Annotated in this window: 16 protein-coding genes; 5 read left to right on the forward strand and 11 right to left on the reverse strand. The window is 71.7% G+C overall.

The window, feature by feature from the left end; genetic code table 11:
• The first annotated feature begins 49 nt into the window (after positions 1-49).
• The 3 genes from OG338_RS05255 to OG338_RS05265 all read left to right on the forward strand — a co-directional run bounded on the left by OG338_RS05255 (position 50) and on the right by OG338_RS05265 (position 2,406).
• On the forward strand, positions 50-865 hold the full coding sequence (locus OG338_RS05255) for an NAD-dependent epimerase/dehydratase family protein (protein ID WP_405936198.1): 816 nt from the start codon (positions 50-52) through the stop codon (positions 863-865).
• A gap of 52 nt (positions 866-917) precedes the next feature.
• The gene (locus OG338_RS05260) at positions 918-1,136 is read left to right on the forward strand and encodes a hypothetical protein (protein ID WP_405936199.1); all 219 of its coding nucleotides are present in this window, start codon (positions 918-920) and stop codon (positions 1,134-1,136) included.
• Positions 1,137-1,245: 109 nt separating this feature from the next.
• Positions 1,246-2,406 (forward strand): TerD family protein, encoded by a 1,161-nt coding sequence (locus OG338_RS05265; protein WP_405940323.1) that lies wholly within the window; start codon positions 1,246-1,248, stop codon positions 2,404-2,406.
• Positions 2,407-2,459: 53 nt separating this feature from the next.
• Here the strand turns inward: OG338_RS05265 and OG338_RS05270 are convergent, their stop codons facing one another.
• The 3 genes from OG338_RS05270 to OG338_RS05280 form a co-directional block, all read right to left on the reverse strand.
• On the reverse strand, positions 2,460-2,690 hold the full coding sequence (locus OG338_RS05270) for a CarD family transcriptional regulator (RefSeq protein WP_018104640.1): 231 nt from the start codon (positions 2,688-2,690) through the stop codon (positions 2,460-2,462).
• 212 nt (positions 2,691-2,902) lie between these two features.
• Positions 2,903-4,423, reverse strand: coding sequence for an alkaline phosphatase PhoX (locus OG338_RS05275; protein WP_405936200.1), 1,521 nt, complete (start codon positions 4,421-4,423; stop codon positions 2,903-2,905).
• Positions 4,424-4,578: 155 nt separating this feature from the next.
• Positions 4,579-6,078: a hypothetical protein gene (locus tag OG338_RS05280; RefSeq protein WP_405936201.1), complete on the reverse strand. Its 1,500-nt coding sequence runs from the start codon at positions 6,076-6,078 to the stop codon at positions 4,579-4,581.
• A gap of 348 nt (positions 6,079-6,426) precedes the next feature.
• On the opposite strand from OG338_RS05280, the gene dapA reads away from it, so the two are divergent.
• Positions 6,427-7,320: a 4-hydroxy-tetrahydrodipicolinate synthase gene (gene dapA, locus OG338_RS05285; RefSeq protein WP_405936202.1), complete on the forward strand. Its 894-nt coding sequence runs from the start codon at positions 6,427-6,429 to the stop codon at positions 7,318-7,320.
• Here dapA and dapD read toward each other — a convergent pair.
• The 3 genes from dapD to OG338_RS05300 form a co-directional block, all read right to left on the reverse strand.
• Positions 7,317-8,306 (reverse strand): 2,3,4,5-tetrahydropyridine-2,6-dicarboxylate N-succinyltransferase, encoded by a 990-nt coding sequence (gene dapD / locus OG338_RS05290; protein ID WP_405936203.1) that lies wholly within the window; start codon positions 8,304-8,306, stop codon positions 7,317-7,319. The two genes, dapA and dapD, sit on opposite strands and share 4 nt — an antisense overlap.
• Positions 8,307-8,421: 115 nt before the next feature.
• Complete coding sequence (locus OG338_RS05295; protein ID WP_405936204.1) at positions 8,422-8,958, reverse strand: TetR/AcrR family transcriptional regulator; 537 nt, start codon at positions 8,956-8,958, stop codon at positions 8,422-8,424.
• Positions 8,958-9,278, reverse strand: a complete 321-nt coding sequence (locus OG338_RS05300; protein WP_018104631.1) for a multidrug efflux SMR transporter — start codon at positions 9,276-9,278, stop codon at positions 8,958-8,960. Before OG338_RS05300 ends, OG338_RS05295 begins: the two co-directional genes overlap by 1 nt.
• Positions 9,279-9,355: 77 nt before the next feature.
• On the opposite strand from OG338_RS05300, the gene OG338_RS05305 reads away from it, so the two are divergent.
• Positions 9,356-10,420 carry a hypothetical protein gene (locus OG338_RS05305; RefSeq protein WP_405936205.1) on the forward strand — a complete coding sequence of 355 codons (1,065 nt, stop codon included), beginning with the start codon at positions 9,356-9,358 and terminating at the stop codon, positions 10,418-10,420.
• Between the two features lie 12 nt (positions 10,421-10,432).
• Here OG338_RS05305 and OG338_RS05310 read toward each other — a convergent pair whose 3' ends face one another.
• From OG338_RS05310 to sufC, 5 genes are all read right to left on the reverse strand, one after another.
• On the reverse strand, positions 10,433-10,798 hold the full coding sequence (locus OG338_RS05310; RefSeq protein ID WP_405936206.1) for a VOC family protein: 366 nt from the start codon (positions 10,796-10,798) through the stop codon (positions 10,433-10,435).
• Between the two features lie 97 nt (positions 10,799-10,895).
• Positions 10,896-11,234: a metal-sulfur cluster assembly factor gene (locus OG338_RS05315; RefSeq protein WP_018104628.1), complete on the reverse strand. Its 339-nt coding sequence runs from the start codon at positions 11,232-11,234 to the stop codon at positions 10,896-10,898.
• Positions 11,231-11,686, reverse strand: a complete 456-nt coding sequence (gene sufU / locus OG338_RS05320) for a Fe-S cluster assembly sulfur transfer protein SufU (RefSeq protein ID WP_026242753.1) — start codon at positions 11,684-11,686, stop codon at positions 11,231-11,233. The genes OG338_RS05315 and sufU overlap by 4 nt, the downstream gene beginning before the upstream one ends.
• A 21-nt stretch (positions 11,687-11,707) precedes the next feature.
• Complete coding sequence (locus OG338_RS05325) at positions 11,708-12,964, reverse strand: cysteine desulfurase (RefSeq protein ID WP_405936207.1); 1,257 nt, start codon at positions 12,962-12,964, stop codon at positions 11,708-11,710.
• Entirely contained in the window at positions 12,961-13,725 is a 765-nt protein-coding gene (gene sufC / locus OG338_RS05330; RefSeq protein ID WP_405936208.1) for a Fe-S cluster assembly ATPase SufC, read from the reverse strand. The genes OG338_RS05325 and sufC overlap by 4 nt, the downstream gene beginning before the upstream one ends.
• Positions 13,726-13,728 lie beyond the last annotated feature (3 nt).

The following is a 13,728-nucleotide window of genomic DNA, read 5'->3' on the forward strand; positions in this document are numbered from 1 at the left end:
CCGCATACCTTGTCCACGCATGTGAACCTGATCCAAGAGGAGACCCCGCATGCCCGCCGAAAAGCCCCGCACCGTCCTGCTCACCGGCGCCGCCGGCGGCCTCGGCACGCTGATGCGCGAGCTGCTGCCCGCCCACGGCTACACACTGCGCCTGTTCGACATGGTGCCGATCGAGGGCGAGCCGGACGCGATCACCGCCGACCTCGGGGACCGGGAGGCGCTGCGCGCGGCCGTGACGGGGGTCGACGCGATCATCCACCTCGCGGGCATCTCCCTGGAAGCCTCCTTCGACAAGATCCTCAGGGCGAACATCGAGGGCACGTACAACCTGTACGAGGCCGCGCGCGAGGCCGGTGTCCGGCGCGTCGTGTTCGCCTCGTCCAACCACGCGGTGGGCTTCACCCCGCGCCCGCTCCCGGGCGACCCGCTGATCCCGGTGGAGACCCCGCACCGCCCGGACACCTTCTACGGCCTCTCCAAATCGTTCGGCGAGGACCTCGCCCAGCTCTACTGGGACCTGCACGGCGTGGAGACGGTCTCCGTCCGCATCGGCTCCTGCTTCCCGGAGCCGACGTCCGTACGGATGCTCTCGGTGTGGATGAGCCCGGCCGACGGCGCCCGCCTCTTCGATGCCGCGCTCACCGCCGAGGGCGTCGGGCACACCGTCGTCCACGGCTCCTCGGACAACACCCGGCTGTGGTGGGACCTCACCTCGGCGCGCGCGCTGGGCTACGAGCCGCAGGACGACTCGGAGCCGTACGCGGCGAAGCTCGTCGCGGACCAGGGCGAGCTGGACCACGCCAATCCGGACCACGCCCACCTCGGCGGCCACTTCTGCACCAACCCGCCGGTCTGGCCGCACTGAGGCCCCGGGAAAGCCGTCGCCCCGGACCGCACCGGCGCGGCATGATGCGGTCATGGCGAGACCTTCGGGATTCCGGTACGAGCAGCACGGCGACGCGAGCGTCACCATCACCCACCACGGCCGCCCGGCGGGCACCCTGCGCGGCGGCCGGGCGGCGAAGTTCCTGGCCGAGGTGGAGGCGGGCGACGCCCAGCTGGTGATGGCCCGCTGGACGGGGGCGTACAAGCACGGCAACGAGCGCACCGCACGCAACCACCCGCGCAACCGCTGACGGGAGCCGGCTCCGGGGCGCGGAACGGAAGCTTCCGCCATACGGGCGAAGCCTGCGAAAGGTAAGGGAACGGCAAAGCCGGGTCGTTCGTTCACCCGACATGACCGCTATGACACCCGGCTCGAATCTCCCGCTGAACGCCGTCCGCGTGGCGGTGGACGTCGCCGCGCCCGTGCGGCTCGACGTCTCGGGCCTGCTGCTCACCGCCGACGGCAAGGTGCGCTCCGACGACGACTTCATCTTCTACAACCAGCCCACGGGCCCCGGTGTGAGCTACCGCTCCGGCGGCGGGAGCGCGCCGGACGCCGTCGTCGTGGACACCGCCTCGGTGCCCGCCGGCATCGAGAAGATCGTCGTCACGGCGAGTCCGGACACCGCCGGCCGGACCTTCCAGGGCATCGAGCCGACCGCCACCGTGCGCAGCGCGGACGACGGCACAGTGCTCGCCTCCTTCACCCCGCCCCGGCTGGGCGCCGAGACCGCGCTCGTGATCATGGAGGTCTACCGGCGGGGCGGCGCCTGGAAGGTCCGCGCGGTCGGCCAGGGTTACGCGAACGGCCTGGCCGGGATCGCCACGGACTTCGGCGTCACGGTCGACGAACCCGCCGCCCCGCCCGCCGCCCCGCCCGCGCCGCCGGCTCCGGTCGCCGTCCCCGCTCCCCCGCCGGCCGCCCCCGCGGCCTCCGCGCCCGGCCGGATCAACCTGGACAAGGGCCGGATCAGCCTCCGGAAGAACGAGACGGTCTCGCTGGTCAAGGCAGGGCGCCCGCTGCTCTCCCGGGTCAAGATGGGCCTCGGCTGGGAGCCCGCCCACCGGGGCAAGGACATCGATCTGGACGCCTCGGTCATCGCGTACGGGCCGCAGCGCAATCACCTGGACAGCTGCTACTTCGGCAAGCTGTCCATCCTGGACGGCGCGATCAAGCACTCCGGCGACAATCTCACCGGCGAGGGCGAGGGGGACGACGAGGTGATCGTCGTGGACCTGGGCCGGATTCCGGCGGAGGCGACGGGCCTGGTGTTCACGGTCAACTCGTTCACGGGCCAGAAGTTCACCGAGGTCACCAAGGCGTACTGCCGGCTGGTGGACGCCGCCACCGACGAGGAGCTGGTCCGCTTCGACCTGGCCGGGGCCGAGCCGCAGACCGGCGTGATGATGGCCAAGCTGATCAAGCAGTTCTCCGGCGAGTGGGAGATGACCGCCATGGGCGACTTCGTGAAGTCGCGGACCGTCCGGGGCATGGTCAAACCGGCCGCCCAGGCCCTGTAGCCGCATGGCTCAGGGGCCGTCCGCGCGGCTGGCGGACGGCCCCTGGGACGGCCTCAGAGCTTGGTGAGCTTGGAGTACGGGCTCATGATGCGGCCCTGGCGGCCCGCGAAGTCGATGAGCACCGCGTCGTTGTCGCCCTCGACGGCGAGGACGCGCCCGAGACCGAACTGGTCGTGCGAGACCCGGTCACCCACATCGAACAACTCGACCGGTGGGGCCGCCTGGGCCGGGCGGTTGAAGGGACTGGACGGCAGGTGGCGGCGGGAGCCGGCTGACTGTTTCATTGCTTCGAGTATGCGCCCCCGGAGGGCCCGACGCCATGCCCCGCAGCTAAGAGCCTGTCCAGCGGACCAGGGCCGGGGTCGCGACGCCTGGCACGGCACCTCGCCGCGTTGCCGAAATGTCCTAATCGCTCCGCGATGAGGACATCCCGGCGCCTTGCGATGCACCGCACCAGACGCCGCGCCCTATCCGGCCCTGATCCGCCGGACAGGCTCTAGCGGTTGGGCTGTCGCTTCCACGGACCGGTGATCGCGACCATGATCCCCGGGGTCTGGATGTTGGCGAACAGCGTCCGTCCGTCCGGCGAGAACGTGACCCCGGTGAACTCGCTGTACTCCGGCTCCGCCGCGCTGCCGATGTTCAGCTCGTTGCGCGCGATCGGGTACGTACGGCCGCTGTCGGTGGCCCCGAAGAGGTGCTGGACGCCCTCGCCGTCCTCGGCGATGACCAGGCCGCCGTACGGCGAGACGGTGATGTTGTCCGGGCCGTCGAACGCGCCGTCCTTCGACGGGTCCGGGTTGACGCCGAGGAGCACCTTCAGGGTCAGCGTGCGGCGCTTGGGGTCGTAGAACCAGACCTGGCCGTCGTGCTGGACGGGGCTCTCGTCACGGGCGAAGGAGGACACGATGTACGTGCCGCCGTCGGCCCACCACATGCCCTCCAGCTTGCGGGCGCGGGTGACCCGGCCGTCCGCGAACTGCTTGCGCACCGAGACGGACTTGGCGTCGCGGTCCGGCACGTCCACCCAGTCCACGCCGTACACGGTGCCGGTCTTCGTGGCCCGCGAGAGGTCGTCCACGAACTTCCCGGACTTGTCGAAGCACTTGAACGCCTGGAGCACGCCCGCGTCGTCGGCGAGGGTGCGCAGCTTGCCCCGGCCGTGCCGGAAGCCGTGCGGCGGCACCCAGCGGTAGAGCAGGCCGTTGGGACCGGCCGCGTCCTCGGTGAGGTAGGCGTGGCCCTGCTTGGGGTCGATGACGACCGCCTCGTGCGCGTACCGGCCGAACGCCTTGATCGGGTGCGGCGAGCGGTTGGCGCGCCGGTCGTACGGGTCGACCTCGAAGACGTAGCCGTGATCCTTCAGGAGGCCGTTCTTGCCGGCCTTGTCCTCGGTCTCCTCGCAGGTGAGCCAGGTGTTCCACGGGGTGGCGCCGCCCGCGCAGTTGGTGGAGGTGCCGGCGATGCCGACCCACTCGGCGGTGCGGCCGTCGCGGCGGGTCTCCACGACGGTGCAGCCGCCCGCCGCGACCGGGTCGTAGACCAGGCCGTCGGTGAGGGGCACGGGGTGCTCCCAGCCCTCCCGGGTGCCGGCCAGCTCGTGGTTGTTGACCAGCAGGGTCACCCCGCGCGGGCCCTCGAAGGCGGCCGTGCCGTCGTGGTTGGAGGGGGTGTACTCACCGCTGTCCAGCCTGGTGACCCCGCAGTGCGTGATGATCCGGTACGAGAATCCGGCGGGCAGCGCGAGTATGCCCTTCGGGTCGGAGCGCAGCGGGCCGTAGCCGGGGACGTGATCGTGCCCGTGGCCGTGGCCATGCCCGTCGTGCCCGTGACCGTGGCCGTGGCCGTGGCCGTGGCCGTGGCCGTGGCCGTGGTCGTCGTGGCCGTGCCCGTGCTTCGGGCCCCCGGCGGCGAGGGCGCCGGGCGCGGTGGCCAGCGCGGCGACGGTACCGGTGAGGGCGATACCGGCCCCGGTGAGGGCGGACTGTGCGGTGAATTCCCTGCGCGTGAAGGCCATCACGTACTCCTGGTGCTGCGGGGGCGTGCTGTTGACGGCCCTCACCGTTCCGCCCGCGCCCCAACACCAGTTGAACCGGTGACGGCTTCGGGGCGACCCGTTCGGTGAACTTCGGCCGCCCCGCGCCCCGCTCCGCACCCGTCGCGGTACGCCCGCTAGTCGGCCGAACCGCCGCGCGAGCGCGCCTTGAACGCGGCCTTGCGGGCGTCCTTGGCCTGCTTCTTGTCGCTGTGCAGCCGCCCCATCGCCTCCAGGACGTCCGCCGTGGCCGGGTGGTCGACGCGCCACGCCTCCTCGAAGAAGCCGCTGTGCTGGCCGGACAGGCCCTCGACCAGGCCCTGGAGCTCTTCGAGGTCGCCGGCGGCCTCCAGCTGGGCGGCGATCGTGTCGATGGCGAGCCAGAAGATCATTTCTTCCGAGGGCGCCGGGACGCCCTCCGCGCCGCGCTCGGCGAGCCAGACCCGGGCCAGGCCGCCCAGCTCCGGGTCGCCGAGGACCACGCGCACGGCGGGCTCCGCCTCGGCGCCGACCAGGGCGAGCGCCTGCTGGCAGTGCAGCCGGCGCAGCGGGCCCAGCTCGTCCGTGCCCCGTGCGGCGTCCAGGAGTTCGGCGGCGGCGCCGTCCTGGCCCCGGCGGGTGAGCCACAGCTGGATCTCGGCGCGAGCGGCGGCCTCCGGGTAGTGGGCGACGCCGCCGAGGAGCGCGTCGGCGCCCTTGTCCGCGAGGTCGCCGATCGCCGGGGCGTCCACCCCGGCGTCCAGCATGCGGGCGCGGATGCCGTAGAGGCCGAGCGGGGTCAGCCGGACCATGCCGTAGCGGGTGACGTCCTCCTCGTCGCCCGGGGACAGGGTGTCCTCGCCCTCCTCGACCAGCAGCGCCTCGTCCACCGGCTGGTATTCGACGATGCCGATGGGTTCCAGCACCCGGAACTGGTCGTCCAGCCGCATCATCGCGTCCGAGACCTGCTCCAGGACGTCGTCGGTGGGCTCGCCCATGTCGTCGGGGACGATCATCGAGGCGGCGAGCGCGGGCAGCGGCACGGGCGACCCGTCCGCGCCCTCGCCGACGGTGAGCAGGTAGAGGTTGCCGAGGACGCCGTCCAGGAACTCCGTCTCGGTCTCCGGATCCCAGTCGAGCGCGTCGAAGTCGACCGAGCCGTCCTCGCCGATGAGGTCCGCGAAGTCGTCGAAGGCGGGCGCGGTGGCGTCGGCGTACGCGGCCTCCAGGCCGTCGAGCCAGATCGCGAGCACGTCCGCGGGTGAACCCCCGGTCAGCAGCGCCAGATTCTCGCCGGGCGTGACGGTCCCGGCCGGCTCCTCGTCCCCGGCCCCGTCGTCCTCGCCGGAGCCGTCGTCCGGGTCGCCCCTCTCACCGGCGGGGTCCTCGATGTCGACCAGCCCGGTGTCCACGGCGAGCCGCCACGCCTCGCTGGCCTCGGCCGCGCCGTCCTCGTCCGGGGTGAGCCCGAGGAGTTCGGCGGCGGCGGGCAGCTGGGCGTCGGCCAGTTCGCCACCGGCGCCGACCCTGGTGTCCGGGCCGGCCCAGCGGGCGAGCCGGGTGGCACGGGCGAGCAGCGGCGCGGCCAGCGCGTCCCGTGCCAGCTCGGCCTCGGTGTGCAGCCGGACCGGCGGCAGGGTCGGGCGCTCTGCGGACATCAGGGGGTCTCCTCGGAACATACGGGGTTCGGTCGCCGGACCGGCCGGCTCAGGACGTGTGCCGGGGCGCGTGCGACATGCGGAACACGCCCCCAGCGTAGACGTATTTCACCGCGCGCCGACCGGAATGCGGGCACCGGACCGGGCGCCGGGACCGGCCCGCCGTCCTCGCCCTGCTCGCCGGGGTTCACCGCGAGCCATGAGGGGTTCGAGCACGCCCGCCGAACGCCCGGACGCCCGCACCGCACGGGCCGCACGGGGCCGCCGCGCACTCTTGAGCATTGCTTCACCTTCACCCGCAGCAGATCTAAGTGGACCTTCACGGTCGGCCGGGCCGACACTGCTGGAATGACGCCTTCCGCCGCAGCCCGCCCGCGCCCCTTCGGCCGCGCCCTCTGTGCCATGATCACGCCGTTCACCGCCGACGGCGCCCTCGACCGGGCGGCCGCCGCCGCGCACGCCGCCGCCCTGGTCGCGGGCGGCTGCGACGGGCTGGTGCTCAGCGGCACGACCGGCGAGTCCCCGACCACCTCCGACGCCGAGAAGGCGGAGCTGGTGCGGGCGGTGCGCGAGGCGGTCGGCCCGGACGTGCCGCTGGTGGCAGGCGTCGGCACCGCGGACACCCGGCACACGATCGAGCTGGCGCACCAGGCGGAACGCGCGGGCGCGGACGGGCTCCTGGTGGTGACCCCGTACTACAGCAGGCCCCCGCAGGCGGCCGTGGAGGCGCACTTCCGGCGGATCGCGGACGCGGTGGGCCTGCCGGTGATGCTGTACGACATCCCCGGCCGCACCGGCACCCGCATCGAGCCGGAGACGATGCTCAGGCTCGCGGAGCACCCGCGCATCGTGGCCGTGAAGGACTGCTCGCAGGACCTGCTGACGGCGACCCGGGTGATCGCCGCCGGCGGCCTCGCCTACTACTCGGGCTGCGAGGAGCTGAACCTTCCGCTGTACGCGGTGGGCGGCGCCGGGTACGTCAGCACGGTCGCCAACGTGGTGCCGGGCCGGATGCGGGCGGTACTGGACGCGTTCGACGCCGGGGACACCGCGGGGGCCGCCCGGCTCAACGCGCGGCTGGCCCCGCTGACCGCGCTGATGATGGCGTCCGGGCTGCCCGGCACGGTGACCGCGAAGGCGCTGCTGGCGGCGGGCCCGGTCCGCGAACCGCTCCAGCCCGCCGGTCGCGAGGCGTCCGACGGGCTGCGTGCGGCCTACGAGGAGCTCCTCGTAGCCGCTTAGTCGTTGCTGTGCAGGACGTCGTTGAGGCCGTCCCAGACCGCGTTGTTCGGGCGGGCCTCGACGGCTCCGGTGACCGAGTTGCGGCGGAAGAGGATGTTCGAGGCGCCGGAGAGCTCACGGGCCTTGACCACCTGGCCGTCCGGCAGGGTGACCCGGGTGCCGGCGGTGACGTACAGACCGGCCTCCACGACGCACTCGTCGCCGAGCGCGATGCCGACCCCGGCCTCCGCGCCGACCAGGCAGCGCTCGCCGATCACGATGCGCTCCTTGCCGCCGCCGGAGAGCGTGCCCATCGTAGAGGCGCCGCCGCCGATGTCCGAGCCGTCACCGATGACGACGCCGGCCGAGATGCGGCCCTCGACCATGGACGTGCCGAGCGTGCCGGCGTTGAAGTTGACGAAGCCCTCGTGCATCACGGTCGTGCCGGAGGCGAGGTGCGCGCCGAGGCGCACCCGGTCGGCGTCGGCGATCCGCACGCCCTTCGGCGCCACGTAGTCCGTCATGCGCGGGAACTTGTCGACGGAGGTCACCTGGAGGTGCAGGCCCTCGGCACGGGCGTTGAGCCGCACCCTCTCCAGATCGTCCACGGCGACCGGGCCGAGCGAGGTCCAGGCGACGTTGGCGAGGTGCCCGAAGATGCCGTCCAGATTCTGCCCGTGCGGCTGGACCAGGCGGTGCGAGAGCAGGTGCAGGCGCAGGTAGACGTCGTGCGCGTCGAGCGGCTTGTCGTCCAGCGAGGCGATGACCGTACGCACGGCGACGACCTCGACCCCGCGACGGGCGTCGACGCCGATGGCCTTGGCAGCGCCCTCACCGAGCAGGTTGACGGCCTGGTCGGGGCCGAGCCGCTCGGTTCCGGCGGGCCCGGGCTCGGCGGTCAGCTCGGGGGCGGGGAACCAGGTGTCGAGGACGGCACCATCACCGGCGATGGTGGCGAGACCGGCGGCCACGGCGCCGGTGGTACGAGTGGAAGTCGTGTCGGTCATGCCCAGAAACCTAACCGGACCGGGGCCACGCGGGCGAACCCGTCCCACCGTCCGGGCGGCGCGCCACCGGCCCGGGGCCCTGCGGAACGCGGCCGGCCGCTGACCGCGCGGCCCCTCAGCCCGCGACCCGCCCCAGCATCTCGCGGGCGTACGCCTCGTCGTAGGCGCCGCCCGTGAGCAGCACCTGGATGCAGATGCCGTCCATCAGGGCGACCAGGGCGCGGGCGGTGGCCGGGTCGGTGCGGGGGTGGAGCAGGGCGGTCACACCGTCGGTCCATTCGGCGGCGACCGGGCGGAGTGCGGGTCTGCGGACGGCGGCGAGATACAGCTCGTACTCCAGCTCCGCCCGGCCGCGGCCGCCCGCGAAGAACTCCCCGAGCAAGCGGGCGAGTTCGGTGGCGAGGTCGGCGTCCGGGTCGGCGAGGGCGGGGCTGGCGCGCAGGACGGCGGCGAAGTTCTCGTTGGTGCGGCGCAGGGCGGCGATCAGCAGTTCGTCCAGCGAGGCGAAGTGGTACGTGGTCGAGCCCAGCGGCACATCGGCCTCGGCGGCGACGGAGCGGTGGCTCAGCCCGGCGATGCCCCGCTCGCCGGCCACCCGGATCGCCGCGTCGATGATCCGGTCGCGCCGCTCGGGGTCGTAACGCCGTGCCATCAGTGCGCTCCGCCCAGATTGAGCACCACCACACCGGCGATGACCAGCAGGACGCCGAGGGCCTTGAGCGGAGTGGCGGACTCGCCCAGGAAGAACATCCCGATGAGGGCCACGGCCGCGGTGCCGACGCCCGCCCAGATCGCGTAGGCGGTGCCGACGGACAGGGTCTTGAGGGTCTGGGCGAGCAGGGAGAAGGCCAGCAGATAGCCGGCGACGGTGATCAGGGAGGGCCAGAGCCGGGTGAATCCCTCGCTGTATTTCATGGCGGTCGTCCCCGCCACCTCCGCCGCGATGGCCGCGGCGAGCAGTCCGTATCCCATGTGTACGAGTGTACGCAACGACTTGCCGCTACCGTGGTCCGTTCAGCAGATGATCGAACAGACGGGCGGGAGCGGCAGTGGCGCAGGACGCAGGGTGGGGCGGCTGGGGCGGCGGGGGCTGGGCGCCGCCGAAGCCGGGGGTCATACCCCTGGGGCCGTTGAAGCTCGGGGACATATTCAACGGCGCGTTCTCGACGCTGGGCCGCTACGGCAAGCAGCTCTTCGCGGTGGGGGCGGCGCTGTACGGCGGGGCGCTGGTCCTGTTGGGCGTGGCGGTCGCCGTCGCGTACGGGGCGGTCTCGGACCATCTCGACCGGCTGTTCGATCTGGACCAGGGCGAGGGCGCCGCCTCCCGGGACGTGATCCCGGTGATCGTCGCGTTCGGCGTGGTCGTGCTGCTCGGGTTCCTCGCGATGATGATCGCCTCGGCCGTGGTCTACGCGGCGGTGCCGGCGGTCCTCCAGGACGCGGTACTGGGCCGGCCGACGACGTTCTCCGCGGTCTGGCGGCGGGCCTGGGCGCGGACGCCCGCGGTGATCGGCACGCTCCTGCTGACCGGGCTGATCACGATGGTGCCGATGGTGCTGGCGGCGGGCGCGCTCACCGCGGGCATCATCGCCGCGGTCGCCACCGACGGCGGCGGGGGCGCGGTGACGCTGATCGTCGTGGGCGCGCTCTGCTTCCTCGCCTTCATCCCGCTGATCCTCTGGCTCTGGGTGCGGATGGCGCTCGCCCCCTCGGCCGCCGTCTTCGAGAACCAGGGCCCGGTGGCCTCGCTCCGCCGCTCGGCCCTGCTGGTGCGCGGCGACTGGTGGCGGGTCTTCGGCATGATGCTCCTCGCGGGCATCATCTCCGCCGCGGTGAGCTACGTCATCCAGCTGCCGTTCAACTTCCTCGGCATGTTCACCAGCGCCATGGGCACCAGCGCCATGGACGAGAACACGCACCCGGCCGCGATCATCACCGCCCTCGGCGGCTACCTGGTCCTCGGGGTGCTCGGCCAGCTCGTGGGCCAGCTGGTCGTCGCCGTGTTCCCGCCGCTGGTGACCGGCCTGCTGTACGTGGACCGGCGCATCCGCACGGAGAACCTGGCCCCGGTACTCGCCGAGGCCGCCGGCCTGCCCCCGCAGTACACGCCCTAGGGCCTGTCGTCCCTAGTCGGTCAGCGTCTTCTTCGGGCGCAGTACGCAGAACTCGTTGCCCTCGGGGTCGGCCAGCACCACCCACGTCACGTCCGACGGCTGGCCGACCTCGATGCGCCGGGCGCCGAGCGCGGTCAGCCGCTCGACCTCGGCGGCCTGGTCGTCCGGGGAGAGGTCGATGTGCAGCCGGTTCTTGACCGCCTTGTCCTCGGGCACGGGCAGGAAGCAGATGCCGGGCAGCGCGGTCTCGTCGGCGCCGATGACGATCTCGTCCTCGTCCTCGTAGAGCACCCGCCAGTCCAGGGCGGCACACCAGAAGCGCGCCTGGGCGGGCAGGTCGTGGGCGTCGACGGCGAGTTGGTGGAAGCGAAGGGCCATGGGCGACAGTCTGCCTCGCGGCCCCCGCGCCCACAACGCCGAAACGGCCCCGGCGAGTGCCGGGGCCGTTGTCGCGCGTACGGGTGTACGCGGAGGCTCAGACGTTGAAGCCGAGCGCGCGCAGCTGCTCGCGGCCGTCGTCCGTGATCTTGTCGGGACCCCACGGCGGCATCCAGACCCAGTTGATCCGGAGCTCGTTGACGATGCCGTCCGTCGCGGACTTCGCCTGGTCCTCGATGACATCGGTCAGCGGACAGGCCGCCGACGTCAGGGTCATGTCGAGGGTGGCGATGTTGGCGTCGTCGATGTGGATGCCGTAGATCAGCCCCAGGTTGACGACGTCGATGCCCAGCTCGGGGTCGACCACGTCGTACAGCGCTTCGCGGACCTCCTCCTCGGAGGCGGGCTTGGTCGTCACGGTCTCGTTGTCGCTCATGCGGTCTTCCCTTCGGACAGCGCCTGCGCCGTCGCGTCCTTCCACGCCATCCAGCTCAGCAGCGCGCATTTCACCCGGGCCGGGTACTTGGAGACACCGGCGAACGCGATCGCGTCCTCCAGCACCTCCTCCATCGCGTCGTCGGGCTCCAGCTGCCCCTTCGACTGCATCAGTTCCAGGAACGCGGCCTGGATCTTCTGCGCCTCGCCCAGTTCCTTGCCCACCAGCAGCTCGTTCAGCACGGAGGCGCTGGCCTGGCTGATGGAGCAGCCCTGGCCCTCGTAGCTCACGTCGGCGATGGTCTCGCCGTCGTACCGCACCCGTAGCGTGATCTCGTCACCACACGTCGGATTGACGTGGTGCACCTCGGCGTCGCCGTCCCGCAGACCGCGCCCGTGCGGGTGCTTGTAGTGGTCCAGGATCACTTCCTGGTACATGGAATCCAGCTTCACGAGTTCAATCCCCAGCCGCGTCTAGGCGAAAAAATTCCGGACGTGTTCCAGGCCGTCCACCAGGGCGTCGACCTCGGCGGGCGTGGAGTACAGATAGAACGACGCTCGCGTCGTCGCAGGAATTCCGTACCGCAGGCAGACCGGGCGGGCGCAGTGGTGGCCGACCCGGACCGCGATGCCCTGTTCGTCCAGCACCTGCCCCACGTCGTGCGGATGGATGTCGCCGAGCGTGAAGGAGATCGTCGCGCCGCGGTCCTCCGCGCTGGCCGGACCGATGATCCGCAGGTCCGGCACCTCAAGGAGGCGCTTCACCGCGTAACCGGTGATGGCCTGCTCATGGCGGTGGATGTTCTCCATGCCGATCGCCGAGAGGTAGTCCACGGCCGCGCCGAGGCCGACGGCCTGGGCGATCGGGGGCGTACCGGCCTCGAACTTGTGCGGCGCGGGCGCATAGGTCGAGGAGTGCATCGACACGGTCTCGATCATCTCGCCGCCGCCCAGGAACGGCGGCAGGTCCTCCAGGAGTTCCTGCCGTCCCCAGAGCACGCCGATGCCGGTCGGGCCGACCATCTTGTGACCGGTGAAGGCCACGAAGTCGGCCTGGAGCGCCTGCACGTCGAGCACCATGTGCGGGGCCGCCTGGGAGGCGTCGATGCAGACGAGCGCACCGACCTCCTGGGCGCGGCGGACGATCTGCTCGACCGGGTTGTGCGTGCCCATGATGTTCGAGACCAGGGTGAAGGAGACGATCTTCGTCTTCTCGGTGATGATCTCGTCGATGTTGGACAGGTCGAGCCGGCCGTCGTCGGTGATGCCGAACCACTTCAGCTTCGCGCCCGTGCGCTGCGAGAGCAGCTGCCAGGGGACGATGTTGGAGTGGTGCTCCATCTCCGTGGTGACGATCTCGGTCTCGTGGTCGACCCGGTAGGGCTCGTCGGCCCAGCCGAGCATGTTGGCCACGAGGTTCAGCGACTCCGAGGCGTTCTTCGTGAAGATGACCTCGTCGCGGCTGGGCGCGTTGATGAAGGCGGCGACCTTGTCACGGGCGCCCTCGTACAGCGCCGTGGCCTCCTCCGCGATCGTGTACACGCCCCGGTGCACATTGGCGTTGTGGCGCTCGTAGTACTCGTTGAGGGCGTCGAGGACCTGGCGCGGCTTCTGCGAGGTCGCCGCGCTGTCCAGGTACACGATCTTCTTACCGTCGTGGACCGTGCGGTCCAGGAGGGGGAAGTCCTTGCGGATCGCCTCGGTGTCGAGGAGGCCCGGCAGATATGTCACGCGGCAGCGCCACCCTTCACGTAAGCCTCGTAGCCCTCGTTCTCCAGCTTGTCGGCCAGCTCGGCGCCGCCGGACTCGGCGATCCGGCCGTTGGCGAACACGTGCACGAAGTCGGGCTTGATGTACCGGAGAATCCGGGTGTAGTGCGTGATCAGCAGGGTGCCGACCTCGCCGGTCTCGCGTACTCGGTTGACGCCCTCGGAGACGATGCGCAGGGCGTCGACGTCCAGGCCGGAGTCGGTCTCGTCCAGGATGGCGACCTTCGGCTTCAGGAGCTCCAGCTGAAGGATCTCGTGGCGCTTCTTCTCACCGCCGGAGAAGCCCTCGTTGACGTTGCGCTCGGCGAAGGCCGGGTCCATCTGGAGGCCGGCCATCGTCTCCTTGACCTCCTTCACCCAGGTACGCAGCTTGGGCGCCTCGCCGCGGACGGCGGTGGCGGAGGTGCGCAGGAAGTTGGAGACCGAGACCCCGGGGATCTCGACCGGGTACTGCATGGCGAGGAACAGGCCGGCGCGGGCCCGCTCGTCCACGGACATCTCCAGGACGTCCTCGCCGTCCAGGGTCACCGTGCCGCTGGTGATCGTGTACTTGGGGTGGCCTGCGAGGGAGTACGCGAGGGTGGACTTGCCGGACCCGTTGGGGCCCATGATGGCGTGGGTCTCGCCCTGCTTCACGGTCAGGTCGACGCCCTTGAGGATCTCCTTCGTGGCGTTGTCGGCCTCGACGGAGACGTGCAGGTCGCGGATTTCAAGCGTTGCCATGGG

Source organism: Streptomyces sp. NBC_00726, assembly GCF_045161735.1.
Classification (GTDB): domain Bacteria; phylum Actinomycetota; class Actinomycetes; order Streptomycetales; family Streptomycetaceae; genus Streptomyces.

Excerpts from the sequence above, each read along its gene's own strand:
- OG338_RS05310 (WP_405936206.1), bottom strand. The coding sequence starts at position 10,798 with ATGGCCCTTCGCTTCCACCAACTCGCCGTCGACGCCCACGACCTGCCC.
- dapD (WP_405936203.1), bottom strand. The coding sequence starts at position 8,306 with ATGACCGACACGACTTCCACTCGTACCACCGGCGCCGTGGCCGCCGGT.
- OG338_RS05270 (WP_018104640.1), bottom strand. The coding sequence starts at position 2,690 with ATGAAACAGTCAGCCGGCTCCCGCCGCCACCTGCCGTCCAGTCCCTTC.
- dapA (WP_405936202.1), top strand. The coding sequence starts at position 6,427 with ATGACGCCTTCCGCCGCAGCCCGCCCGCGCCCCTTCGGCCGCGCCCTC.
- OG338_RS05255 (WP_405936198.1), top strand. The coding sequence starts at position 50 with ATGCCCGCCGAAAAGCCCCGCACCGTCCTGCTCACCGGCGCCGCCGGC.
- sufC (WP_405936208.1), bottom strand. The coding sequence starts at position 13,725 with ATGGCAACGCTTGAAATCCGCGACCTGCACGTCTCCGTCGAGGCCGAC.
- OG338_RS05315 (WP_018104628.1), bottom strand. The coding sequence starts at position 11,234 with ATGAGCGACAACGAGACCGTGACGACCAAGCCCGCCTCCGAGGAGGAG.
- OG338_RS05275 (WP_405936200.1), bottom strand. The coding sequence starts at position 4,423 with ATGGCCTTCACGCGCAGGGAATTCACCGCACAGTCCGCCCTCACCGGG.
- OG338_RS05280 (WP_405936201.1), bottom strand. The coding sequence starts at position 6,078 with ATGTCCGCAGAGCGCCCGACCCTGCCGCCGGTCCGGCTGCACACCGAG.
- OG338_RS05295 (WP_405936204.1), bottom strand. The coding sequence starts at position 8,958 with ATGGCACGGCGTTACGACCCCGAGCGGCGCGACCGGATCATCGACGCG.
- OG338_RS05260 (WP_405936199.1), top strand. The coding sequence starts at position 918 with ATGGCGAGACCTTCGGGATTCCGGTACGAGCAGCACGGCGACGCGAGC.
- OG338_RS05265 (WP_405940323.1), top strand. The coding sequence starts at position 1,246 with ATGACACCCGGCTCGAATCTCCCGCTGAACGCCGTCCGCGTGGCGGTG.
- OG338_RS05300 (WP_018104631.1), bottom strand. The coding sequence starts at position 9,278 with ATGGGATACGGACTGCTCGCCGCGGCCATCGCGGCGGAGGTGGCGGGG.